This is a genomic window from Gammaproteobacteria bacterium (assembly GCA_016765075.1).
Lineage (GTDB): Bacteria > Pseudomonadota > Gammaproteobacteria.
This window is the reverse complement of sequence record JAESQP010000067.1, coordinates 1-23,398: the sequence shown is the minus strand read 5'-3', so window position 1 is coordinate 23,398 and position 23,398 is coordinate 1. Positions and strand designations below refer to the sequence as shown.

Here is a 23,398-nt window from a genome sequence, read left to right as displayed (position 1 = left end):
AGGCGCATCTTGATCAGACGCAGCAGCTGGGGTGTCAGGGTATTGCAGGTATTTCGATGTTTTGGGGAGAGTCAAACGATTAATGCAGACTTTCATCCAGTTCATTGGCAGGTGCATCTTCATGCTCCAAGGGTGTCTCTTGCAGGGCGCACCCCAAGAGTACTTCCTCGGGAATGCTACCGCATTCCCTCACAGCGCAAGGGATACGGTGTTGCTCTGATGCCCATTGACCAAGATCAATCAAACGACAACGCTCGCTACAAAATGGTTTGTATTGAGATTGCTCGGACCACGTAACCATTTTTTCGCAAGTGGGACATTTAACTTCCATGTTGATTATTTTTATAAGACACAGCAGGTCAGTTGGAAGTCGACATCTTCTTTAATTTGCGAGGGTCGCTCATTCATACCACCAACCATAAAACGGACGGTAAAACGATGTTTGCCACCACTGATTTCAGGGAAGCAAGGTAAGTCTGATGGAATGGCAACGCGAATCATTTGTTGGGGAAAACGACTATCCAAGGATTGTTGATAAAAGCCCTCAATAGCTTGCACCGAGGTAGCTTGGGCGCTGCGTCGTATTAACATCAAGATGATGTCAATTGCAGCACGAATCAAACTAAAACTTTCATACCATGACAATAAATCATGTGTGCGAGCGGTATCACTCTGTTTTAACCAAAAATTAAAGCCTGGCAAGTCAAAATCGCAGGTACCACCAGGGAGTGTCATACGCTGACGAATGCTGTTGAGCAATTCATTGTTACGCAGCTCTTGGGCAACTTGTCCACGTAGTGAATGGATACGATCGATCAAAATATCCAGCTGGTCTAATATGTTTGCCAGTTGGCTAGTGTCTACGTCTGGGTTGGTTTCTAAGCGGGATAAATTTTTTGCTTGGCGTTCGAGCTCCTTGAGTACATCGGCCTTGAGGTCATTGCGAGCAAGAATGTTGAGCGTGTCAAGCACACCAAACAGTGCGCTGCGGCTGCCCCACACTGACGGTACTGCTGCACAGCTGGAGATTTGCTTGAACAAATACTCCAGCTTTAAATAAATGCGAATGCGTTCGTTCAGAGGCTGTTCGTAAGTAACAATGTCAGAGCTTAGATCCATCGATTTTTCTGGTTAGGTTGGTTTAGAGCGATCAGTGCATGATCTTATTCGTATAGAGCAAACTTGTCTAATCTATCGTTACGACCCTCTAAGCGCTAGGCCACAGTATTTCTTGTGTAGCTGTATTATCTGGTGTTTTAATACGTCAATATCACCGTTATTATCAATAATATCATTAGCAATTGCACGGCGCTGTTCAGCGCTAGCCTGTGTTGCGATAATGGCTTGAATACTCGCTTCCTCGGCATTGTCACGTTTAGCGGTTCGTTGGCGTTGAGCAGAAGGGGCTAGCTCAACGACTAAGATCCTATCGAATTGCTTGGCGAATTGCCCATCAAGTTGATGGCGATACAGATTTTCTGTCAGCAAAGGAATGGATATGATGCCATAGTCAGTGGTTTGTTGTTGAATCCAGCGTGCTATCTGATGGTTGATGCGTGGGTGCAGAATCGCTTCAAGTTGTTGTCGTTTTTGCGAATCTGAAAAGATAATTTCACGCAGCCGCCGTCGGTCGAGTTGTCCATTATTGTTCAATATATCCTGGCCAAATAAGGCGCTGATTTCTAGTAAAGCAGCAGAACCAGCCTGGGTTAGCTCGCGGCCAATATCATCAGCATCGCAAAAAGGCACCCCGAGCTTGGCGAAGAGCGCTGTAATCGTCGATTTGCCACTGCCAATACCCCCGGTGAGAGCAATCGTTAGCATGGGGTTAGTATGGGCAGAACAATTAGCTAAGCCCGAGCAAATTAAGGTAGAAATTAGATGCATCGTCGCCCAGCATGAACGTAATCCAACCCGCTGTCGCCAGAAAAGGGCCAAAAGGGATGGGGATATTACGATCACGGCCACGGATTACGATCAGCGCAATGCCAATGATCGCACCGACAAGCGCTGAGGAAAATATCACCGTAGGCAACGCCTGCCAACCCAGCCACGCGCCTAGAACGGCTAACAACTTAAAGTCGCCATAGCCCATGCCTTCTTTGCCCGTGACCAGCTTAAATAAATGATAAATCAACCAAAGGCTCAGGTATCCCGCCATAGCGCCAATGACTGCGGTAGGCAAATCAACAAACAAGGTAAACAGGCTGACGAACAGGCCGAGCCACAGCAACGGCAAGGTAATGCTGTCAGGTAAGTACTGGGTATCAAAGTCAATCAAGGCAAGACAAATTAGACACCAGGTAAACACTAATGCGGCGAGGGTTGACCAGGCAAAACCAAACTTCCACGCAACCAGTGCTGACAAGATCGCCGTAGTTAGCTCAACAACAGGATAGCGAGCAGAGATGTGAGTTTTACAACTACTACATTTGCCGCGCAAAAACAGATAGCTAATGACAGGAATATTTTCTAAAGCGCTAATCATATGGTTGCACTTGGGGCATCTTGAGCGTGGTACGGCAAGATTAAAAGGCGGCGGCTTGTCGGTTTGCTGGTCTACATTGGCAGAGTCAAGCTGTGCTTGCCAGTCGCGTTCCATCATCACCGGTAGGCGATAGATCACAACATTAAGAAAGCTACCGATAAGCAAGCTGACAATAAAAATCAGCGCCACAAAGACAAGCGGACTGGCTTGCAGAAAGACTGCTAATTCCATCAAAACAAACTTTTATTGATTGGCAGGCCGTTGAAAAAGCCCCAGGCGAGTACAAGACAAGGTGACATGACCATAGGGAATAAATCCTTAACAAACCCGCAGGGTTATAAGGGCAAAAATCAACTCATATCCCGAGGGCATCTAGAAAGCGCAGTGCACACGCAGTTTAGCACTACGTGCCCCCGCATTTTGAGCTGATTTTCCAGGTGCCATTAGGGTATACGCAAGATTGTGCCGCATGAGGGTTTTTCAACAGTCTGCTAGACGACTTCGCCGAGTTTGAAAATGGGCAAGTACATGGCAATGACCAGCCCACCAATAACAACACCGAGAAAGGCCATAATAATAGGTTCAATCAAGCTGGTCATGCCATCAACGGCGTTATCGACCTCTTCTTCATAAAAGTCAGCCACTTTACTTAGCATAGAATCCAATGAACCCGATTCTTCGCCAATAGCAACCATTTGGGTGACCATATTGGGGAATACGCCGGTGTGCGCCATGGCGGAATTTAAATTAGTGCCAGTAGAGACTTCATCACGTATACGCAGAATAGCATTGCTGTACACCACATTGCCGGCAGCTCCGGCAACGCTGGTCATGGATTCGACCAGCGGTACACCGGCAGCAAACATGGTAGAGAGCGTTCTGGCATAGCGGGCGATAGCGGCTTTATGCAAAATATCGCCAACAACAGGCATTTTCAGTACCAGCCGATCAGCCGCATCACGCACTTTTTTCGATTTTCGGTGGGCATTGACCAAAACAAAACCGGCTGCGGCAATGCCGCCAAATATGAGGTACCAGTAAGACTGGAAAAATTCAGACAATCTGACAACAAATAATGTTAAGGCAGGGAGATCAGCACCGAAGCCGTTAAACAGTGCCTCAAATTGTGGTACAACAAAAATAAGCAATATAGCCGTAATAATAAAGGCTACGACAATAATGGCGGTGGGGTAGAACATGGCCTTTTTGACTTTGGCCTTGATGGATTCAGTTTTTTCTTTATAGGTAGCAATTTTATGTAATAAAGTTTCAAGGATACCGGCTTGTTCACCAGCAGCAATGAGGTTGCAGAACAACTCATCGAATTGACGCGGGTGCTTGCGAAATGAATTAGCCAGATTGTTACCGGCCTCGACATCGCTACGAATCGCACCGATCAATGTCTGCATCGCAGGGTTTTCATGGCCACGGCCAATAATTTCAAAGGCCTGTACCACTGGCACACCAGCAGACAACATGGTCGCCAGCTGACGCGAGAAAATCGTAATGTCTTTCGAGGTAATTTTCTTATTGCTGCTAAATAAGGGCTTAGGTTTTTTCTTGACGCGCAAAGGATTGATACCCTGGCGACGTAACTGTGCCTTTATCAGCGGAATGCTCTTGCCTTGCAGCTCACCTTTGATCTTAGTGCCGCGTTTGTCGGCACCAACCCAGGTGAAAGTAGTCGCTTGAATTGCTTTTGCAGCCATTACTCAGTCGTTACCCTTATTACTTCTTCTAGGCTTGTAACACCATCTATAACTTTCTTCAAGCCCGACTTGCGCAAATCGTTAACTCCCTCACGTTCTGCTTGTTCTGCCAGCGTAATGGAGTTAACGCCCTCCATGATTAATTTACCCATTGCTTCCGAGATGGGCATGACCTGGTAGATACCAACACGGCCTTTGTAACCTGCGTTGCAAGAGTCACAGCCTTTAGGGGCATAAATAGTAAACGCTTGTTTTAATTGCTCTTCGCTAAAGCCTTCGGCTAATAAAGCTTCCTTGGGGACATCGACCGGCGTTTTACACTCTTTACAGAGCTTACGCGCCAGACGCTGAGCGATAATTAACGATATCGTTGCGGCGATGTTATACCCAGGCACACCCATATTGGCGAGACGGGTGAGTGTTTGTGGTGCATCATTGGTATGCAGCGTCGACATCACCATATGCCCCGTTTGTGCCGCTTTAATAGCGATTTCAGCGGTTTCCAGGTCACGAATCTCACCGACCATGATAATGTCGGGATCTTGCCGTAGAAACGATTTTAGCGCTGCAGCAAAGGTCAGCCCTGCTCTGGGGTTGACATTGACTTGGTTCACCCCGGGTACATTAATTTCAACGGGGTCTTCCGCTGTTGAGATATTGCGATCCTCAGTATTGAGGATATTCAGGCCGGTATACAGCGAAACCGTTTTACCACTACCGGTAGGGCCTGTCACCAGAATCATACCGTAGGGTTGGTTCAGGGCGTGCAGATAGAGCTCTTTTTGCTCTGGTTCATAGCCCAGCGCGTCAATGCCCATCTGCGCGCTGGTCGGGTCAAGAATACGAATGACGACTTTTTCGCCAAATAAGGTCGGACAGGTGCTGACACGAAAATCGATAGCACGGGTTTTTGAAATGGTCATTTTCATACGACCGTCTTGTGGTACACGACGCTCAGAGATGTCCAGTCGCGACATCACCTTGAGTCGTGCGGCAATTTTCATGGCCATGGCCACAGGCGGCGCGACTATCTCTCTTAACACCCCGTCCAAACGCGTACGCACCCGATATTTTTTTTCATAGGGTTCAAAATGAATGTCTGAAGCACCCGCTTTAATGGCATCGAGCAGCACTTTATTAACAAAGCGCACAATCGGCGTGTCATCAACCTCTGATTCAGTGGGCCCCGCTGCATTAGGGCCCTCACCGTCTGACATGTCCAGATTTTCAAGATCGTCATCACCCGCAAAGGCATCTATAGAGTTTGCATTATGGTCTAGCGCCTGTTCTATCGTTTTACGTAATTTATCATCTTCGACGAGAACGGGCTCAGTATTCAGCCCGGTATTAAACTTGATTTCGTCGAGAGCGGGCAGATTGGTTGGGTCAGACAGCGCGATATACAAGCGGCTACCACGTTTAAAGAGTGGTAAGGCATTGTGCTTGCGAATCAGCGATTCTTTAACCAGGCCAACCGTATCATGATCCAGTTCAATGGCTTGTAAATCGAATAAAGGAATACCAAATTCACGCGATGCCGTAACGGCAATGACATTGCTTGCCAGTATCTTGTGTTCAACCAAATACGATGCCAGAGGAATTTTTTCCTCATGCGATTTCTCATAGGCATCTTGCGCCGTATTTTCGTCGAGTAGCCCATCACGGATCAGATAGCGTGCTAGACCGTTTAATATAATTTTATCGGAAGGTGTTGCTGAGCTTTGCATGATTGTCCCTTGTCTCTAAGGGTTAGCGGCAGCATGTTTAATATCTTTGCTGTGTGTTTCTGGGGGTCATGTTTCTGGGGGTCAGGTCTAGAAACAAAGCATTCTCTGTGTTAATTTACGATCATGGTTAGACCCGTAAGGATTGAATTTTCAGGTGCGCTTTACCATGTCACTTCCCGGGGAGATCGACAGGAAGCGATTTATGAAGATGATGTAGATCGTGCGCTATTTCTTGAGGTTCTGGGGCAGGTGATTGAGGGATGGAATTGGATATGTCATGGTTATTGCTTGATGTCCAACCACTATCATCTGATCATCGAAACACCGGACGGCAATCTGTCAAAAGGAATGCGTCAGCTCAACGGCGTGTACAGCCAGGCGTTCAACCGCCGCCATCGGCTCACCGGTCATCTATTTCAGGGGCGTTATAAAGCAATTTTAGTGGATACCGATCCTTATTTGCTGGAATTGACTCGCTATGTGGTACTCAATCCCGTGCGTGCCGGGATGGTGGAGCACCCGGGCGAGTGGTGTTGGAGCAGTTATCCGGCGATGACCGGGAAGGCAGTGGCACCAGCTTGGTTGGCTACAGACGGATTGCTTACGCAATTTGCAACGGATCGTAGCGAGGCGATTCTAAGGTATACCCAATTTGTGAGCGAGGGCTCCGGTCAAGAGTCAATTTGGAAGGATTTAAACCGGCAGGTTTTTCTCGGAGACAACGGCTTTGTTTGCCGAATGCAGGAAAAGGTCAAGGGCCTGTCGCAAGACGTTAATATCCCCCAATCTCAGCGACGCCCCCCTGCACCGTCTTTGCAAGCGATCACAAGTGCCAGTGATAATCGTGATAGTGCCATTGTTGCCGCCTATGCAACAGGAGAATACAGTTATCAGCAGATAGCCGCATTTTTCGGACTGCATTTCACAACCGTGGGAAAGATTGTTCGATTAGCAAGGAAGCATGCCAGGGTCGGGCTTCGAATCTAGACCTGACCCTATTTCCCCTGACCCTGTTTCCCTCCTATTTCCCCCCTAGGAAGTCCCTTGCTATGATTTGTATCATTCTGCTACGCTATACACATATATCAAACTAGAAGGTGATCGCCATGCTAGCCATTCGCCTGCCCCAAGAGCTCGAAGAGCGCTTGGCCAAGCTCGCCAAGCGTACCGGACGTACTAAAACGTTCTATGCACGTGAAGCTATCGAACAACATCTTGAAGAAATTGAGGATCTTTACCTGGCTGAGCGTCGCTTAGCCAAACCAGAAAAACGTTGGTCTCAGGAGACATTGGAGCAAGAGTTTGATCTGGACAGTTGAGTGGGATGAGCGCGCACGTAAAGAGTTACGTAAACTCGACCGACAAACTCAGCGTGAAATACTTCGTTATACCCGTCAACGTTTGGCTACCAATGAAGACCCGCGTCGGTTTGGCAAAGGATTGCAACATGAGTTACAAGGGTTTTGGCGTTATCGCGTGGGAGATTACCGACTTATCTGTCAAATTGAAGATAACCACTTGACCGTCCTGGTCTTAGCCGTTGGTCATCGGCGTGCTGTCTATCGGTAGTCTTTCCCTGCTAGCTGCCAAGAGTGAGTAGCTCTTTGTGCACCAAGACCGTTTAATATAATTTTTCTGGTCAGCGTAATCGGTTAAATATCTGGTGGCTATGCTCCCCGTGTCAAGCACGGAGCCTGCCCCGTACTTGATACGGGGGCAGGCTCTGCGTGGGAACCAAAAACAATTTGGCTATGGCGGGAGGATATTATGGTTAAGTATTGTGTCCCCTTATTTATTTCGTATCGTCATAAACACCTCCAGGACTAGTGTCCCATTTCTGAAGTGTCCGTCAAACTAGGGGTGGCTCAATCTGACCCTATTTTCCTGCTCGAATCTAGACCTGACCCTGTTTTCTGTTCCCTTGCTCTCATTAGTTCCTGCCATTCCAAGATGATGGCCATTTAAAATTGATCGTAATGGCCACCAATAGCAAAAATATAAATGTAGTCTTTATCGTACTTATAAATAACACGGTCTTTCTGGCTTATACGGCGAGACCACAAGCCAGAGAGGTTATGTTTTAATGGCTCAGGTTTTCCAGTTCCAGTTTGTGGATCGTCACGGAGCATTTCTTTCAATAAGCGACAAAGCACTTTGTGTAGTTTTTTGTTCTTTAGCCTAAGTTCTTCATATGCAGCCCAGGTATTACCTTCAAATACCAGTGATCTCATCTAGCTCCCCTGCTGTAGGTATATATCCCTTGCTCTTTGTATTTGTAGCAGCTGAGGCAGCAATCTGCTTCATTAAGTGATTATTTTGCAAAACATATAATGTTTCCTGCTCACGCTCCCAATCATCCGCGCTTAAAACCACGAAATCATCACCACTTCTACGCGTGACTTTAAGAGGTAGGTGCTCTGTAACCACTTTTTCCACAAAGGTTTTCAAGTTATCTCTAAATTTATTTACACTAATAGTGTCCATTTCATTCACCTGTAAAACGTACGGTAATTCCGTACATAATAATAATTAAGCCTTAACAAGTCAATTAACGTTGACCAGTTTTTACGCGCCGCGCCGCTATTGCCATGCTCTGTGTAATCTTGATAAAGCCGATGTCTGCCACGTTGTACGCAGTTTGCTCTGCGATGGTGCTTTTATTTTTGAAAGCAACCAAGTTATTTTGGTCAGCGCTATGTGCTTACAAAGAGGCCAAGCAGGTGCGGGGGGCTAGGTTTTGTCAATTCGTTGATTGCTAACAAGTCACATCGTGTAGCAGTGGACAAGGGAGAGTCTTTGTTGGGCTTTTATAGCTTTGATAAAGCTATAGCACAGTTAAAAGGTGCAAAAACACCACGACCGTGCCAGGGTCGGGCTTCGAATCTAGACCTGACCCTGTTCTCGTGCTGACCCTGTTCTCGGACCCCAGGCGACTACCGGGAATATTTTGGATGCAGTCAGGGACTCAAGGATGGGCTAATGCACCAGACCCAATCCAAAATCAATTACTCTGACCCCTTTGATGCTACTCCCCTGCTTGACCCTACTCCCCTGCTACTCCCCTGTGACCCTACTCCCCTGACCCTACTCCCCTCTGTCGGGCAAAAAAAGAAAAAGCCTCCCGAAGGAGGCTTTTTTAGTTCAGCCAAAAGTAATTTTTAGCGACAGTTTGAAGGAGCGAACTGCGCTGCTAATGAACCATTGCCTCCAAGTCTAGCTGCTACTGCGCCTGCAGCATTACAGTTCCATGTAATTGCATTTGTTGGAGGTGTACCAACTGCTAATACAGCTCCACCTAGCCCGCCGTCACGTGGGTTCAAAAAGAGTGTGCCACCCCCCGCGTTGGCACCATAAGTAATAACTATTTGGCCGGTAAGGGGAGTAATTGTGAGGTTTGCAACGTTTGGTGTAGCGACAAAGGCTACTAAGCCTGCTCCAAATGCTGCTCCATTTGCAGCGTTTTCAGCGACGATCACTTTATATTCGCTAGCGAGGCTAAGCCCTTCGGTGACACGAGCACGAATGGTATAGTTCTGATAAGCCGGAATCGCAATCGCTGCCAAAATACCGATAATCGCCACAACGATCATCAGTTCGATAAGGGTGAAACCTTTTTGCGCCGCAAGGGTGCGTTGTAAGTTTTGTACACGTTTCATGGTGTTCTCCTGATTAAAAAAATAAATCTATAAAATGGTCGGTGGCGCTGCTTTTTATATTCTACAACGTTGCCGTCTGTGAATGTACTTAGCACAGCCTGTGCCAGTTTTGCTTATGAGCGTGAATAATTTAAAATTATAACTAATTCATGCGTTTAGCATTTGCCTCGCTAGAATGGTTAGCGGTGCAAAGGGCGTGTTCTTTAATTTTTGCGTTTAAGCCTGTTGATTTTCAACACATTATTGTTGATAAAGAACAGTTTTGTGAGGCATTGATAGTAAATCAAGGTGGTTGTTTTATGGCTGCTTTCCGATATGACCATTGCATATAGTCATTTTGACTATTAGAATGACCCTACATTTACTCGTCACTTGCAGGAGCACATTATGGAAATGTCAAAATCTGAATTTAAGGCTCATGCGTTGGAAGTATTTAGAGGCATTGAACAGAATGGTGAAACCATCATTATTACTGATCGTGGTACGCCTAAGTTAGAAATCAGGAAAATCAGCAGGCAGCAAGTTAGCCCAATACAGTTATTAAAAGGCAGTGTCATTAAATATGATTTGGCAACCGCTCCTGTGGCTGTTAATGATTGGGATAACGCATGATGCTTGTGATTGATACACATGTATTGGTTTGGTTTGTTAATGGCTCGGACGAATTATCAACGACTGCTAAGAAGGCTATTGACGCGATAATGACCAAGGGCGGCGAGATTATTATATCCTCTATATCGGCTTGGGAAATCGCAATGTTGATCGAGAAAAAACGCCTGGTTTTGAGTATGGATATTGAAAACTGGCTGGAACAGGTAGAACAAATTGAAGGTTTTCGGTTTATGCCGGTAGATAATGAGATTAGCTATAAATCAACGATGTTGCCGGGAGAGTTTCATAAAGACCCGGCGGATAGAATGATCGTGGCGACCGCTAGAAAACTTGCCGTTGCTTTGGTCACGGCTGATGAACAAATCAGGGATTATCAACACGTTAAAACTATTTGGTAAAAGGTAATTTAGGGTTGAGGTAAATTACTCTATGCCCAGTTTTCTCAGTCTATAGCGTAGGGCGTTGAATGAAATGCCGAGCACTTTTGCCGCCTGGGTTTTATTGTGTCCGGTTTGTTCTAGTGCCTTGAGAATACTGGTTTTTTCGGTGCAATCGAGTTGTGTGTCCAGGGTCGCTTCTGTGCCATCTATACTTGTCTGTGGCAGGTTAAGGTCATGGGCATTAATGCTGTTGTCTTCACACAGGGTCATCGCACGTTCAAGAATATTCTCCAGTTCACGCACATTGCCAGGAAAGTCGTAGTGTTGCAGGACGGCTATGGCGTCATCTTTAAGCTCAGGTTTGGGCACTTCATGTGTTGTTGCCAGTTGTTCAAGTAAATAAGTGGCGAGGTCGGCAATGTCTGTGCGGCGATCACGCAGGCTGGGCATGGTCAGTTCAATGACGTTAATGCGATAAAATAAGTCTTGTCTGAATTGGTTGTTTGTTACCAGAGTGGCCAGATTTTTATGCGTTGCGCTGAGTATTCTAACGTTGACGGCGATTTCCTCATTAGCGCCGACGGGACGTACCGATTTTTCCTGAATGGCGCGTAATAGTTTGACTTGCATAGCCAGTGGCAGGTCGGCGACTTCATCAAGAAACAAGGTGCCACCCTGGGCACTTTGAAACAGGCCGGGGTTATCGTTATGGGCACCGGTAAAGCTGCCTTTTTTATGACCAAAAAATTCGCTTTCCATGAGTTCGCTGGGTATGGCACCACAGTTAACGGCAACAAAGGGTTTGTCGCTGCGCGCGCCATGATCGTGAATCATGCGCGCGGCCAGTTCTTTACCGGTGCCGGATTCGCCGCTGATGTAAACAGGCGCCTGGCTACGGGCAAGTTTAACTATCGTGTTGCGCGTTGATTGCATGACGGCTGAGTTGCCCAGCAACTGTAATTGTTTTGTTGCTGGTGAAGGCTTTGGTTTACTCAAACGCAGCGCGGTATCGACTAGGTCACGTAAATTATTGAGGTCGATGGGTTTTGCTACAAAATCATAGGCACCAGCTTTAAGGGCGTTAATTGCTGTTTCCATATTGCCGTGTGCGGTAATCATGGCGACAGGGGTTTTGGCGTAATGTTGTTGGATATGCTTGACCAGTTCGATGCCATCGCCGTCGGGTAAATTCATATCGGTGAGGCAGACATCAAAGCTTTGTTCGGCAAGCAGCGCTTTACCTTCAGCAATATTAGCCGCGGCCTGGGTGTTGATACCCATGCGTGCTAGCGTAATCTCCAGCAGTTCGCGAATATCGGGTTCGTCGTCGACAATAAGTGCTATGTGTGCTTTGGATGTGCTGGCCTGATTCATTGTTAAGCAGCCTGATGTTGGTGCCGCGTGTCGGTAAAGTGAAGTCGAAAACAGGCGCCAGTCTCTTTGCTTTGCGTCCCTTGTGCATCAGGAACGCTTTGTATGTAATGTAGATGTGACTGGTTGTTGGCGCATAGCTCGCGTGCGATATAGAGCCCAAGCCCGGTACCTGAATTGTTGGTGGTAAAGAATGGTTCGAAAATTTTATCGAGCATAGCCTGGGCGATACCCGGGCCCTGGTCGGTGACATCCAGTATAGGTAAATAGCTTTTGTCATCATGGCCTAGGTTTAAGCCTATTTTGACATTGTCAGGATCGGGTTGGCCGTGGCGCAGTGCGTTGGCGCAAAGATTCCAGACTACCTGGTGCAGATGGCTAGGGTCGAAATTAGCAGTATACGAGGTGTTCCCCATGTTTTCGCCGGGCTTGCCCCGTGCTTGACACGGGGTGCTGGCGCTAGTGAGTTGAATGTTATGTTCATTGAGGCTCATACTTTGGCAAAATTCAGCTTTGAATTGTTCAAGCCACGCGACGAGATCAATAGTCTCGGCATGTATTGCTTTGCGTTGGCTCAGTTGCATGACGTTATCGACGATCCTGTCCAGCCGTTTGGATTGTTGGCTAATAATCTCGGTTAAACGTTGGTCGTTTTTATGAATGTCTGCGGATTCGGCTAATAGCTGACCAGCGTGACTAATAGCACCTAAGGGGTTACGAATTTCATGGGCAATGCTAGCGGTAAGCCGCCCCAGGGAGGCCAGCTTTAGTTGCTGTGCTTGTTGTGCAAGCGCAGTGTTATCTTCGAGAAATATGAGCGTGCCAGCATTTTCTCCTTTTCTTCCGAGATGAGCAAAACGCGGCATCAATTCGCGAGAACCTTGTTGAACTTGTATGGAGCTTGGTTGGTATTGCCCGTCTTGTTGCCAGCGTAGTAGCTCTCTTTTCAAGTCAGGATGTATGTCAAAGCATTGTGCCGTACTTTTTTCGTCTACGGATAATAATTCTTTCGTTGCTTGATTCATCAATTGTGGTTGGTTGTTGCTGCCGAGTACGAGTACACCAGTTTGCATACGTTGAATAACATAACGCGTTAATTGCTCCATGGTTAGCAGGTCGCCGCCACGTTGCTGCGCTAAATTTTCACTGCTACGAATACGTTGCGCAAGATAAGTAGCCAGTATGGCTGTAGCGAAGAAAGTAATGCCCAAGGTTCCAGCATGGGCATAACTGATGGTATGAGAATAAAAGGTGTCTATGAGCACAGCAAAGCTGGCTAAGGCGGCAAAAAATAGCGCGTTACGGCCAGTGCTAAGTACGCTACCACCGGCCACAGAAACTGCGATGAGCACCATAATATCGCCACCAAAACTGCCGCCAAAGTGGCCTAGCAGAGTGATGGCAATAATGTCAGTAATAACATGCAGACTAATTTGCGTATTGAAATAGGGTGTTTGTGTTGAAACTGTCCATAAATAAAATAGGCTAAAAATGAGATAACAAATACTTATTACAGCAATTGGTGTTGAATTGATGTTGCCGAATAAATCGTGATAATTCTCAGTGAGCAATAGCACACACAGGCTGCTGCTGATGAGTAAGCGGTAAAAATTGAACAGTTGCAGCGGACGCCAAGTATTGCTGGTGTCATCTTGATGGCTTGCTGCCCCAGCTTGACGCCGGTCGGAGCCGCTATAGCTTGGTGGCGTGTTGGTGTTTGGCCAATAGTTGGCTTTTGTGCTCATGGCTACAGTAATCGGCCGCAGTCAATCAAGTTTTAACGATGAGCCTTATAAAAGCTTGATAGATTCCCTGGCGCTTGCAATCGCTATTGTCAGGCGGGCAATAGAAATGCCCGTTTTCTACTACAGCAGTCTCTTTGGGAAGATGAATGCCGCAGGCTTGGCACTGAACGAGATTGCCACTGAGTTGTTTGTCTGGCTTTGCAGCTTGTATTGCAAGCGTATGTCGCCGTTGCTGGATAGCGCGATAGACTCGAAAGCCAAGCCAAATCAACAGCGCAAGAATAATAAGCTTAGTAATGCCCATAGTTTCTAGAGCCTGTTAACACTATAAACATGGCAGCGACGGAGGCCATTTTTTCGCAGGACAAGGCGCAGTGAGCGCCGTGTACTTGCGGTACACAAGCGAGTTGCAACGCAGGGCTGCGGAAAAATGACCCCGTCCTTTCGGGTTGCGCGCCAAATCGGGTCATGCAGCGTTACTTGTCGTTCATTTAGCATCACTAAATCTCTCTCCTCGCGCCTCGCATGGCCTGGTTTGGCGCGCAACGCTGACATGTTTATAGTGTTAACAGGCTCTAAAACGATCTTTTCACTGAGAATTCAGCTAAAGCTAATAAGGCTTGCCGGTAGGGTGTGTCGGCGACATTGGCTAATGCTTGGCTGGCCTTATCAGCCTCCTTGGCTGCGCAGTCGGCAGTGTAGGTGATGGCACCGGTCGATTCAATCGCGGCGATAATAGCGGGTAGTTTGTCGCGGCCATTTTCTTCTATTGCATCACGAATGATGTCTGCCTGGTCTTTGCTGCCATTGTTCATGGCATAGATCAATGGCAGGGTGGGCTTGCCTTCAGCCAGGTCATCACCGATATTTTTGCCTAATTCTTTTGAGCTGGCGCTGTAGTCTAGTACGTCGTCAATGAGTTGAAAGGCGGTGCCTAGGTGCATGCCATAATCGGCCATGGCTTGCTCGGTTTGGGTGTCTGATTCAGTGAGTACGGCGCCGACCTGGGTTGCAGCCTGAAATAATTTTGCAGTTTTTGAGCGAATCACTTCTAAATAGCGTTCTTCAGTGGTATCAGGGTCGTGACAGTTCAGTAGTTGCAATACTTCACCTTCAGCAATGGTGTTAGTGGCGTGAGCAAGAATTTCCATAATTCGCATATTGCCAGCCTCGACCATCATTTCAAAGGCGCGTGAATAGAGAAAGTCGCCGACCAGCACACTTGCCTCATTACCCCACAAAGCATTAGCTGTTTCTTGGCCGCGGCGCATTGTCGAAGTATCAACAACATCATCATGGAGCAAAGTAGCGGTATGGATAAACTCGATAATCGCCGCAATAAGCTGGTGTTTTTTACCCTGATAGCCGAGAGCCCCTGCGGACAGCAGTACTAATTGTGGGCGTAATCGTTTGCCACCGCTGTTGACGATATAGCTGCCAAGCTGGTTGATCAGCACCACATCTGAGCTTAAACGTTGACCAATAAGCTCGTCTACAGCCTGCATATCCTCTGCTATCAGGGCGCTTACCTTGTCGAGTGCCATCATGGTTGAGTGCTGCTGAGAAGTGAATAGTGTGTCACAAGCCATTTGCGACACTTAAATAGTGCGAGTAAATTGACGTGAAGAATAGCACAAGATACAATACCCGGCTTACTCGAATATATAGGGATCGATGCTGTGTCATACGCGGTGATCAAAACGGGCGGTAAACAATACCGTGTCGCAAAAGGCGACGTCGTTGAAGTAGAAAAGATTGTAGCGAACGAAGGCGATAGCGTCGAGCTCAGCGATGTATTAATGGTTGTTGATGGCGATAGCGTGACCATCGGCGCGCCGTTTATCGACGGTGCTAAGGTAACTGCCAAAGTGTGCGCTCATGGCCGTGGCGCCAAGATTCGTATTATCAAGTTTCGTCGGCGCAAGCACTATCGTCGACAGGCTGGACATCGTCAGCATTTTACTCAATTAGAAGTCACTGGCATTAGCGCCTAGTGTTTTAAGCGTACGGAGAAACAAGTATGGCTCATAAAAAAGCAGGTGGTAGTACGCGTAATGGCCGCGATTCCGAGTCGAAACGGCTTGGCGTTAAGCGTTATGGTGGTGAAGTGATCAACGCGGGCAGCATTATTCTGCGCCAGCGTGGTACGCGTGTTCATGCGGGTGAAAATGTTGGCTTAGGTCGTGATCACACCTTGTTTGCTAAGGTTGATGGCCGTGTCGCTTTCGCCAGAAAAGGCTCAAAACTACGTCAATTTGTTAGTGTGGTTGCTGAGTAGGACCTGTTTGGATAGTCTGTAAAATTTGATAAAAACCCCGCTTAGGCGGGGTTTTTTGTTTGTGCAGTGTAAACAACTAAATCATTACTATGAAATTCGTTGACGAAACCACAATAAAAGTACAGGCAGGCAAGGGCGGTGATGGCTGTCTTGGTTTTCGTCGTGAAAAATACATTCCTTTTGGTGGGCCTGATGGCGGTGATGGTGGTGATGGCGGTTCGGTTTATTTGATCGCCGATGTCAATCTTAATACTCTGGTCGACTTTCGTGTGCGACGTCAATTCAAAGCGACGAATGGTGAGCAAGGTCGCGGTCAAAATTGCACCGGTGCGGCGGGCAATGATATCGAGATTCGCGTGCCTGTCGGTACCATGGTGACCGATGAAGGCACCGATGAAATTATTGGTGATATGACGGTGAACGGTCAGCGTATGTTGGTGGCCAAAGGCGGCTTTCATGGCCTTGGTAATACGCGCTTTAAAAGCAGTGTTAATCGTGCGCCACGGCAAACCAGCAAGGGGTCGCCGGGCGATTTGCGAATGTTGCGGCTGGAATTAAAACTGTTGGCCGACGTTGGCTTGCTTGGTTTGCCTAATGCGGGAAAATCGACACTCATTCGTGCTGTGTCGGCAGCACGACCACGTGTTGCCGATTATCCATTTACTACGCTTTATCCTAACTTGGGCGTTGTCTCTGTCCATGATTACAAAAGCTTCGTCATCGCTGATATCCCTGGCATTATCGAAGGTGCTGCTGAGGGTGCCGGTTTAGGCATACAATTTTTAAAGCATATTAGTCGTACCCGTATCCTCTTACATTTGGTGGATATAGGTAGCGTTGAATCTGCCGAACAAGCCATTACCGATATTCGTACGATCGAACATGAGCTGGTGAAATACAATGAAGAGCTGGGCGGCCGTGAGCGCTGGTTAGTATTGACGAAAACGGATTTGCTGTTGGCTGAGGAAGTGGATGAAAGGCGCGATAAAATTCAACAAGCACTATGCTGGCAAGGTCCTCTATATACCGTTGCGGCCATTAGTAAACAAGGCACGCGCCAGCTAATATCTGATTTGATGGCAGTGATTGAGGAGACCAATCAGCAGCGCGATGAATCAGCTCAATTGCAATTGCAATCAAAATATGCGCCTATTGACGAGCAAGACCCCGCGCAAGATGGATAAGCAGTTGTTGAATAAGCTCATGATGCTTGTGTTCTACAGGGCAAATGACTGATGGGTTCAGCTAAACAATCATCACGACAATTATTGGCGCAAGGCCAATGTTGGGTCGTCAAGATTGGCAGCGCGCTTATCACCAATGATGGCCAAGGGTTAGATAGTGTACGCATCGATGGCTGGATTGCTCAGCTAGCATCACTGCGCAGGCAAGGCATTGATGTCGTTGTTGTGTCCTCTGGAGCTATCGCTGAGGGTATGCAGCGCCTAGGTTGGCAACAGCGGCCTCATGCCTTGTTTGAGTTACAGGCCGCGGCTGCGGTTGGCCAAAGTGGTGTGTCTGAAATCTATACGCGTGGCTTTCAACGTTATGGCTTACACGCAGCGCAAATTCTCTTAACCCATGATGATTTATCGGATCGAAAACGCTATCTCAATGCGCGCTCGACACTTAAAACCTTACTTGATCTGAATGTGGTGCCAATCGTCAACGAGAACGACACGGTAGTCACGGAAGAAATCCGTTTTGGTGATAACGATAATCTGGCTGGCATGGTGGCTAATTTAATCGAAGCCGATGCCTTGTTGATTCTGACTGACCAGCCAGGTCTTTGCACGGCAGATCCACGCACGGATGATGACGCCAAGCTTATCGAAGAGACCGCCATTGATGACCCTGCGCTCGATACTATGGTGAAACCTGGTGCAGGCGCATTGGGCCGCGGTGGTATGGTGACAAAACTGCGCGGTGCTCGCCTGGCAGCACGGTCGGGTGCAATAACCGTGATTGCCGATGGCCGCGAGCCTGATGTGATTTCACGTGTGTTCGCGGGTGAGCCGCTCGGTACCTTGCTTTTGCCTGGGCATGAACCTATTGCCGCGAGGAAAAGCTGGCTTGCTGGCCATTTGCAAGTCAAAGGAACACTGGTGTTGGACGACGGTGCCGTACAAGTGTTGCGTCAGCGCGGCAGCAGTTTATTAGCCGTGGGCGTCAGCGCTGTTAAAGGTGATTTCATTCGTGGTGATGCAGTTGAATGTGTCGATAGCAACGGTCAACAAGTCGCGCTGGGGTTAATCAACTACGGAGCTGATGAAACACGTGAGATTAAGGGTGTTAGTAGCGACAAGATTGAGCAGATACTGGGCTACGTCGACGAGTCTGAATTGATTCATCGCGATAATCTGGTGTTAACTTAGGGGGGTATTAACGTAAGAGCTTGGCTAAGCAGGCAGCCTTGGCTTGATCTGCCAGGGTGTACAGCTACGCGACTTGATGCGGTAGCTGTAGATTAAACAGTGCTTAGGCGGACATGGCGCGAATGTGGCCGTTGAGACGGCTTTTATGGCGTGCTGCCTTGTTTTTGTTAATGATGCCTTTGCTTGTCATGCGATCAATGGTGGGCACAGCGGCTTTATAGGCATCTGCGGCTTTATCTTTCTCGCCCGCCTCAATAGCGTGGACAATTTTTTTAATGGCAGTACGAAATGCTGAACGCTGTGCAGAGTTTTGAATGCGGCGTTGTTCGGCTTGACGTGCGCGTTTTTTGGCTTGAGCAGAGTTTGCCAAGATGTAGCTCCAAAAGCAATTTTCAAGCCGATCATTATCGGTATATAGTCAATAGATGTCAAACTTTATGCTAATTTTATCCTGAAAGCCGTGAAGTTCGCTACACTGGCCATCCCATACTTCAAAGGCTTGCAGTCGTTTCGTGAGCAAAGGCTTACTCAAATCCTCGATTAGCGTCAGTGCCATGACGTTTTTGTCGCGCATACTCGGCTTTGTTCGTGATGTGATTATTGCGCGAATTTTTGGCGCAAGTTTGGTCGCCGACGCATTTTTATCGCCTTTAAGATCCCTAATTTCCTCCGTCGTCTATTCGCTGAAGGTGCATTTTCACTGGCATTTGTTCCTGTTTTCGCAGAATACAAGGAGCAGCGCGGTGAAGCTGAGGTAAAGCGTTTGGCAGATGGGGTTGCGGCTTCGCTTGGTTTGATTTTGTTGGTGGTGACGCTTATCGGCGTGTTGGCAGCACCGCTTTTGGTGATGATTTTTGCGCCGGGTTTTATTGGCAATGAGGGTAAATTTGAGTTGGCAGCCGACATGCTGCGTATCACCTTCCCTTATATCTTTTTTATCTCACTCACTGCTTTTGCTGGCAGCATTCTTAATACCTATGGCCGTTTTGCTGTACCGGCATTTACCCCGGTACTGCTTAATATCTCATTGATTTTCGCAGCCATTGTTATGGCGCCTTATTTTGATCAACCCATTATGGCCCTGGCGTGGGGAGTATTTATCGCTGGTGTCGCACAACTATTATTTCAATTGCCTTTTTTGGCCAAGATCAACATGCTGCCACGGCCACGTCGAGGTGCCGATGTTGAAGGTGTTAGGCGCATAAAAAAATTGATGTTGCCAGCCATATTTGGCTCATCAGTGGCGCAGATTAATTTATTGATCGACACCTTAATAGCCTCGTTTTTAGTGACTGGCAGTATCAGTTGGCTGTACTACTCAGATCGTTTGGTTGAATTCCCTTTGGGTGTTTTTGGCGTCGCCTTGGCGACGGTGATTTTACCCAAATTGTCACAGCAACATACCTTGGCTTCACCAGTACAATTTTCTCATACCTTAGATTGGGCTTTGCGCTGGGTGTTGGTCATTGCCGCGCCCGCTACGGTAGGGCTGATGTTATTAGCAGAGCCAATGTTAGTGACGCTGTTTCAGTACGGTGCGTTTAGCCAACACGATGTCACTATGGCTGGCAAAAGTTTGTTAGCGTATTCGCTGGGTTTGGGCGCTTTCATTATGGTGAAAATATTGGCGGCGGGATTTTATTCACGTTATGACATGAAAACGCCGGTAAAGATCGCCATTATCGCCATGGTCGTAAATATGGTGCTGAACCTTGTTTTGGTTTTCCCCTTGGCGCACGCAGGTTTAGCATTGGCCACCTCTTTGTCGGCCTGGTTAAACGCGATATGTTTACTTTATTTATTGCAGCGTGAAGGCATTTATCAACCTTGTTCTGGCTGGACTGCGTTATTTCTACGTACCTTGATAGCGACCTTGTTGATGGCGCTGGTTTTATTTTTCTTGGCGCCTGCTGTGTCAGAGTGGCTTGATAAGGTTTGGTATCAACGTGGTTTGAATTTAGCGCTGTGGTTATTAATTGCAACGGTGGTTTATTTAGTTTGCTTGCTCGCATCAGGTTTGCGTTGGCGTCATCTGGTGAATGAGCAAGCGTCCGCTGAGGGGCAGAATAAAGATCAGGGTCAAGCATGAGGCTGATTCGTGGCTTGGCTGGGTTATCGTTGTGGCAACACAACAGTGCAGTGACTATTGGTAACTTTGATGGCATTCATCGTGGTCACCAACAGATGTTGGCGCGATTGTGCAACAAAGCTAAGCAGCTTGGTGTGCCCTCTGTTTTAATCAGCTTTGAGCCGCTACCGCATGAGTTTTTTGCTTCCTTAAACCAAGAAAAAAAGCCTATTCGGGTCATGGCTCGGCTTATGGGCTTGCGTCAAAAACTGGAATATTTATCAGCCAATACAGACCTTGATGCGGTGCTGTGTTTGCCCTTTAATCAAGCCTTGTCCGGGCTGCCAGCCGAGCAATTTACTAACGATATATTGCTTGCTGGTTTGTCAGCCAAATATGTTTTGTTGGGCGATGATTTTCGTTTTGGCCACCAACGCCAAGGTGATTTTAAATTGCTACAGCAACTGTCGGTCAACGCTGATTTTGTTGTTGAGTCAATGGCCAGTGTTGAGGTTGATGGCGCTCGTGTCAGCAGTAGTCGTGTGCGATCAGCCTTGATAGCGGGCGATTTGTTGCAGGCGAGTAGCTTATTGGGGCGACCTTACCGATTGTCTGGGCGAATAGTAAAAGGAGACGAATTAGGCCGAACCCTGGGCTACCCTACTGCTAATATTCATCTGCGTCATCAGACTGCTTTAGCAGGCGTGTTTGCAGTGCTGGTGCAGGGGCTTGATAAGAGTGCCCGTTTGGGCATGGCGAATATTGGTTTTCGTCCCACGGTGAACGGGCGAGACTACCGCTTTGAAGTACACTTGCTTGATTTTGACGAGGATATTTATGGTCGTTATGTTGAAGTTGACATTGTTGCTAAGTTGCGTGATGAGCAGCGCTTTGATTGCTTGGCCGACTTAAAAGCGCAGTTGGTTGTTGATGAGCGTGCTGCGCGAGATTATTTTGCTCAGCAAGCTGACGGGTAAAGATAAAATCGTCAAGATGAAATTAGCCAAGGTAAAACTACTGGCAGCAAACGCCATAATCACTGATAATAAGCGGTTTTTGAAGCATAAAGTTCTTAGCCATAATGAGTGAATATAAAAGCACCTTAAACCTTCCCAAAACTGCTTTTCCAATGAAAGGTAATCTGGCTCAGCGTGAGCCCGAGAGGCTTAAGCGTTGGCAGGAAGATAATCTCTATGCGCAAGTACGCGCTGCTTGTGATGGCCGGCCGCTTTATGTGCTGCATGATGGGCCTCCCTATGCTAACGGCGAAATCCATATTGGTCATGCCGTTAACAAGATTTTAAAAGACATCATTATCAAGTCCAAGACCTTAAGTGGTTTTGATGCTGACTATGTGCCGGGCTGGGATTGCCACGGTTTACCGATTGAATTGATGGTGGAAAAAAAGATTGGTAAGGCCGGACATAAAGTCGATGCCAAGACGTTTCGCCAAGCCTGTCGCGATTATGCCGCCAAGCAAGTGGATAAACAACGGACAGATTTCATTCGTCTTGGCGTGGTGGGCGATTGGCAAAATCCGTATCGCACAATGGATTATAAATTTGAAGCAAACATTGTGCGTAGCCTGGGCAAGATTATTAAAGCGGGTCATATAAGCCAGGGTTTTAAACCGGTTTATTGGTGCACAGATTGTGGTTCTGCTTTGGCCGAGGCCGAGGTTGAATATCAAGATAAACAATCACCGGCCATCGATGTTAAATTTAACTTTGTTGATGTCGCCGCACTGTCTAAAATTGCTAATGTTTCTTTGCCAGGCAATGCCAAGGCGTCTGTTGTTATATGGACAACCACACCGTGGACTTTGCCGGCAAACCAGGCCGTGTGTCTGCATCCTGATGTTGATTATGCGATAGTGGAAATAGCTAGCAAACAGGGGGCAGAATATTTGTTATTGGCAGAGGTGTTGATCGAGTCTGCCATCGGGCGTTACAACGTTACTGAGCATAACGTGCTGGCCACGATAAAAGGCCAACACCTAGAAGGCGTGAAGCTGACGCACCCGTTTTACGATAGACAAGTGCCGGTTATTCTTGGCGATCATGTCACGGCTGAATCCGGCACCGGTGCAGTACATACTGCCCCTGGTCATGGCCAGGATGACTATGTTGTTGGTTTGACGTACGGTTTGCCTGTCGATAATCCTGTAGCAAGTAACGGTGTATTTGTTGAAGGGACTGAGTATGTAGCGGGTCATCACATATTTAAGGCCAATGCACTGGTGATTGATTTGTTGGTTGAACGCAAAGCTTTGCTCAATCATGTTCCTATTAATCACAGTTACCCACACTGTTGGCGTCACAAAACCCCCTTGATATTTAGAGCGACACCACAGTGGTTTATCAGTATGCAACAACAAGGTCTGCGTGATCGGGTGATGAAAAGTATCGACACCGTTGAATGGTTGCCAGCTTGGGGTAAAGCACGAATTGAATCGATGCTTGAAAATCGACCGGATTGGTGTATCTCACGTCAGCGCACCTGGGGGGTGCCGATTGCATTGTTTATTGATAAAGAAACCGGCGCTTTGCACCCGGACACTGAACAGTTAATCGAACAGGTTGCGCTGTTGATTGAAGAATCCGGCATTGATGCCTGGTTTGATTTGTCACCGTCAGATATTGGGGTCGATGAAAGTCGTTATGACAAAGTTACCGATACCCTGGATGTCTGGTTTGATTCCGGTGTTAGTCATGCAGCCGTTTTAGGTCAGCGTGACAGCTTACCTTTTCCTGCTGATTTGTACTTAGAAGGTTCAGACCAACATCGCGGCTGGTTTCAATCGTCTTTGTTAAGTTCAGTTGCGATGCATGCAGATGCGGGCGCGGATGCTTGTTATGGTGCGCCCTATAAAGCCGTGTTAACGCATGGTTTTACCGTTGACGCCAAGGGCATGAAGATGTCCAAATCCAAGGGTAATGTCATTGCACCGCAAAAAGTGATGAACCAGCTGGGTGCTGATGTCCTGCGT

The 23,398-nt window shown here is 47.5% G+C and carries 26 protein-coding genes and 1 pseudogene; 13 read left to right on the top strand and 14 right to left on the bottom strand.

Features of this window, described 5'->3' with window-relative positions:
- Positions 1-79: 79 nt before the first annotated feature.
- From yacG to pilB, 6 genes are all read right to left on the bottom strand, one after another.
- Positions 80-331 carry a DNA gyrase inhibitor YacG gene (yacG, locus tag JKY90_04115; GenBank protein MBL4851450.1) on the bottom strand — a complete coding sequence of 84 codons (252 nt, stop codon included), beginning with the start codon at positions 329-331 and terminating at the stop codon, positions 80-82.
- Between the two features lie 11 nt (positions 332-342).
- Positions 343-1,119 (bottom strand): cell division protein ZapD, encoded by a 777-nt coding sequence (gene zapD / locus JKY90_04110; GenBank protein ID MBL4851449.1) that lies wholly within the window; start codon positions 1,117-1,119, stop codon positions 343-345.
- Positions 1,120-1,197: 78 nt separating this feature from the next.
- Positions 1,198-1,824 (bottom strand): dephospho-CoA kinase, encoded by a 627-nt coding sequence (locus JKY90_04105; protein ID MBL4851448.1) that lies wholly within the window; start codon positions 1,822-1,824, stop codon positions 1,198-1,200.
- 22 nt (positions 1,825-1,846) lie between these two features.
- The gene (locus JKY90_04100) at positions 1,847-2,719 is read right to left on the bottom strand and encodes a prepilin peptidase (GenBank protein MBL4851447.1); all 873 of its coding nucleotides are present in this window, start codon (positions 2,717-2,719) and stop codon (positions 1,847-1,849) included.
- A gap of 260 nt (positions 2,720-2,979) precedes the next feature.
- On the bottom strand, positions 2,980-4,197 hold the full coding sequence (locus JKY90_04095) for a type II secretion system F family protein (protein ID MBL4851446.1): 1,218 nt from the start codon (positions 4,195-4,197) through the stop codon (positions 2,980-2,982).
- Complete coding sequence (gene pilB, locus JKY90_04090; protein ID MBL4851445.1) at positions 4,197-5,924, bottom strand: type IV-A pilus assembly ATPase PilB; 1,728 nt, start codon at positions 5,922-5,924, stop codon at positions 4,197-4,199. Before pilB ends, JKY90_04095 begins: the two co-directional genes overlap by 1 nt.
- A gap of 123 nt (positions 5,925-6,047) precedes the next feature.
- On the opposite strand from pilB, the gene JKY90_04085 reads away from it, so the two are divergent.
- From JKY90_04085 to JKY90_04075, 3 genes are all read left to right on the top strand, one after another.
- Entirely contained in the window at positions 6,048-6,911 is an 864-nt protein-coding gene (locus tag JKY90_04085) for a transposase (protein ID MBL4851444.1), read from the top strand.
- A gap of 119 nt (positions 6,912-7,030) precedes the next feature.
- Positions 7,031-7,243 carry a TraY domain-containing protein gene (locus tag JKY90_04080; GenBank protein MBL4851443.1) on the top strand — a complete coding sequence of 71 codons (213 nt, stop codon included), beginning with the start codon at positions 7,031-7,033 and terminating at the stop codon, positions 7,241-7,243.
- Complete coding sequence (locus JKY90_04075) at positions 7,227-7,493, top strand: type II toxin-antitoxin system RelE/ParE family toxin (protein ID MBL4851442.1); 267 nt, start codon at positions 7,227-7,229, stop codon at positions 7,491-7,493. The genes JKY90_04080 and JKY90_04075 overlap by 17 nt, the downstream gene beginning before the upstream one ends.
- A gap of 392 nt (positions 7,494-7,885) precedes the next feature.
- On the opposite strand, the gene JKY90_04070 is transcribed toward JKY90_04075, so the two are convergent.
- The 3 genes from JKY90_04070 to JKY90_04060 all read right to left on the bottom strand — a co-directional run bounded on the left by JKY90_04070 (position 7,886) and on the right by JKY90_04060 (position 9,580).
- Positions 7,886-8,155 (bottom strand): Txe/YoeB family addiction module toxin, encoded by a 270-nt coding sequence (locus JKY90_04070; protein ID MBL4851441.1) that lies wholly within the window; start codon positions 8,153-8,155, stop codon positions 7,886-7,888.
- On the bottom strand, positions 8,136-8,408 hold the full coding sequence (locus tag JKY90_04065) for a type II toxin-antitoxin system Phd/YefM family antitoxin (GenBank protein MBL4851440.1): 273 nt from the start codon (positions 8,406-8,408) through the stop codon (positions 8,136-8,138). Before JKY90_04065 ends, JKY90_04070 begins: the two co-directional genes overlap by 20 nt.
- 674 nt (positions 8,409-9,082) lie before the next feature.
- Positions 9,083-9,580 (bottom strand): pilin, encoded by a 498-nt coding sequence (locus JKY90_04060; GenBank protein ID MBL4851439.1) that lies wholly within the window; start codon positions 9,578-9,580, stop codon positions 9,083-9,085.
- Positions 9,581-9,967: 387 nt separating this feature from the next.
- Here JKY90_04060 and JKY90_04055 point away from each other — a divergent pair, with 387 nt between their 5' ends.
- Both JKY90_04055 and JKY90_04050 read left to right on the top strand, forming a co-directional pair.
- Complete coding sequence (locus JKY90_04055) at positions 9,968-10,192, top strand: type II toxin-antitoxin system Phd/YefM family antitoxin (GenBank protein MBL4851438.1); 225 nt, start codon at positions 9,968-9,970, stop codon at positions 10,190-10,192.
- Positions 10,192-10,590 carry a type II toxin-antitoxin system VapC family toxin gene (locus JKY90_04050; GenBank protein MBL4851437.1) on the top strand — a complete coding sequence of 133 codons (399 nt, stop codon included), beginning with the start codon at positions 10,192-10,194 and terminating at the stop codon, positions 10,588-10,590. The genes JKY90_04055 and JKY90_04050 overlap by 1 nt, the downstream gene beginning before the upstream one ends.
- A gap of 24 nt (positions 10,591-10,614) precedes the next feature.
- On the opposite strand, the gene JKY90_04045 is transcribed toward JKY90_04050, so the two are convergent.
- Both JKY90_04045 and JKY90_04040 read right to left on the bottom strand, forming a co-directional pair.
- A complete protein-coding gene (locus JKY90_04045) occupies positions 10,615-11,946 on the bottom strand; it encodes a sigma-54-dependent Fis family transcriptional regulator (protein MBL4851436.1) in 1,332 nt (443 codons plus the stop codon).
- 2 nt (positions 11,947-11,948) lie between these two features.
- Positions 11,949-13,688, bottom strand: coding sequence for an ATPase (locus JKY90_04040; GenBank protein MBL4851435.1), 1,740 nt, complete (start codon positions 13,686-13,688; stop codon positions 11,949-11,951).
- On the opposite strand from JKY90_04040, the gene JKY90_04035 reads away from it, so the two are divergent.
- On the top strand, positions 13,687-14,001 hold the full coding sequence (locus JKY90_04035) for a hypothetical protein (protein ID MBL4851434.1): 315 nt from the start codon (positions 13,687-13,689) through the stop codon (positions 13,999-14,001). The genes JKY90_04040 and JKY90_04035 overlap by 2 nt on opposite strands.
- A 262-nt stretch (positions 14,002-14,263) precedes the next feature.
- Here the strand turns inward: JKY90_04035 and ispB are convergent, their stop codons facing one another.
- Complete coding sequence (gene ispB, locus JKY90_04030; GenBank protein ID MBL4851433.1) at positions 14,264-15,232, bottom strand: octaprenyl diphosphate synthase; 969 nt, start codon at positions 15,230-15,232, stop codon at positions 14,264-14,266.
- A 126-nt stretch (positions 15,233-15,358) separates the two neighbouring features.
- On the opposite strand from ispB, the gene rplU reads away from it, so the two are divergent.
- The 4 genes from rplU (at position 15,359) to JKY90_04010 (ending at position 18,341) form a co-directional block, all read left to right on the top strand.
- Positions 15,359-15,682, top strand: coding sequence for a 50S ribosomal protein L21 (gene rplU / locus JKY90_04025; protein ID MBL4851432.1), 324 nt, complete (start codon positions 15,359-15,361; stop codon positions 15,680-15,682).
- 26 nt (positions 15,683-15,708) lie between these two features.
- Entirely contained in the window at positions 15,709-15,966 is a 258-nt protein-coding gene (gene rpmA, locus JKY90_04020) for a 50S ribosomal protein L27 (protein ID MBL4851431.1), read from the top strand.
- Positions 15,967-16,055: 89 nt separating this feature from the next.
- Positions 16,056-17,150 (top strand): GTPase ObgE, encoded by a 1,095-nt coding sequence (gene obgE, locus JKY90_04015; protein MBL4851430.1) that lies wholly within the window; start codon positions 16,056-16,058, stop codon positions 17,148-17,150.
- A 51-nt stretch (positions 17,151-17,201) separates the two neighbouring features.
- Entirely contained in the window at positions 17,202-18,341 is a 1,140-nt protein-coding gene (locus JKY90_04010) for a glutamate 5-kinase (GenBank protein ID MBL4851429.1), read from the top strand.
- 103 nt (positions 18,342-18,444) lie between these two features.
- Here JKY90_04010 and rpsT read toward each other — a convergent pair whose 3' ends face one another.
- Positions 18,445-18,711 (bottom strand): 30S ribosomal protein S20, encoded by a 267-nt coding sequence (rpsT, locus tag JKY90_04005; protein MBL4851428.1) that lies wholly within the window; start codon positions 18,709-18,711, stop codon positions 18,445-18,447.
- Positions 18,712-18,759: 48 nt separating this feature from the next.
- Positions 18,760-18,915: a hypothetical protein gene (locus JKY90_04000; GenBank protein ID MBL4851427.1), complete on the bottom strand. Its 156-nt coding sequence runs from the start codon at positions 18,913-18,915 to the stop codon at positions 18,760-18,762.
- Here JKY90_04000 and murJ point away from each other — a divergent pair.
- From murJ to ileS, 3 genes and pseudogenes are all read left to right on the top strand, one after another.
- Positions 18,896-20,430, top strand: a pseudogene (gene murJ / locus JKY90_03995) (murein biosynthesis integral membrane protein MurJ). The gene JKY90_04000 and the pseudogene murJ overlap by 20 nt on opposite strands.
- Positions 20,427-21,386 carry a bifunctional riboflavin kinase/FAD synthetase gene (ribF, locus tag JKY90_03990; GenBank protein ID MBL4851426.1) on the top strand — a complete coding sequence of 320 codons (960 nt, stop codon included), beginning with the start codon at positions 20,427-20,429 and terminating at the stop codon, positions 21,384-21,386. The pseudogene murJ and the gene ribF overlap by 4 nt, the downstream one beginning before the upstream one ends.
- A gap of 104 nt (positions 21,387-21,490) precedes the next feature.
- Positions 21,491-23,398, top strand: a 1,908-nt coding sequence (ileS, locus tag JKY90_03985; GenBank protein MBL4851425.1) for an isoleucine--tRNA ligase, incomplete at its 3' end; no start/stop codon positions are given.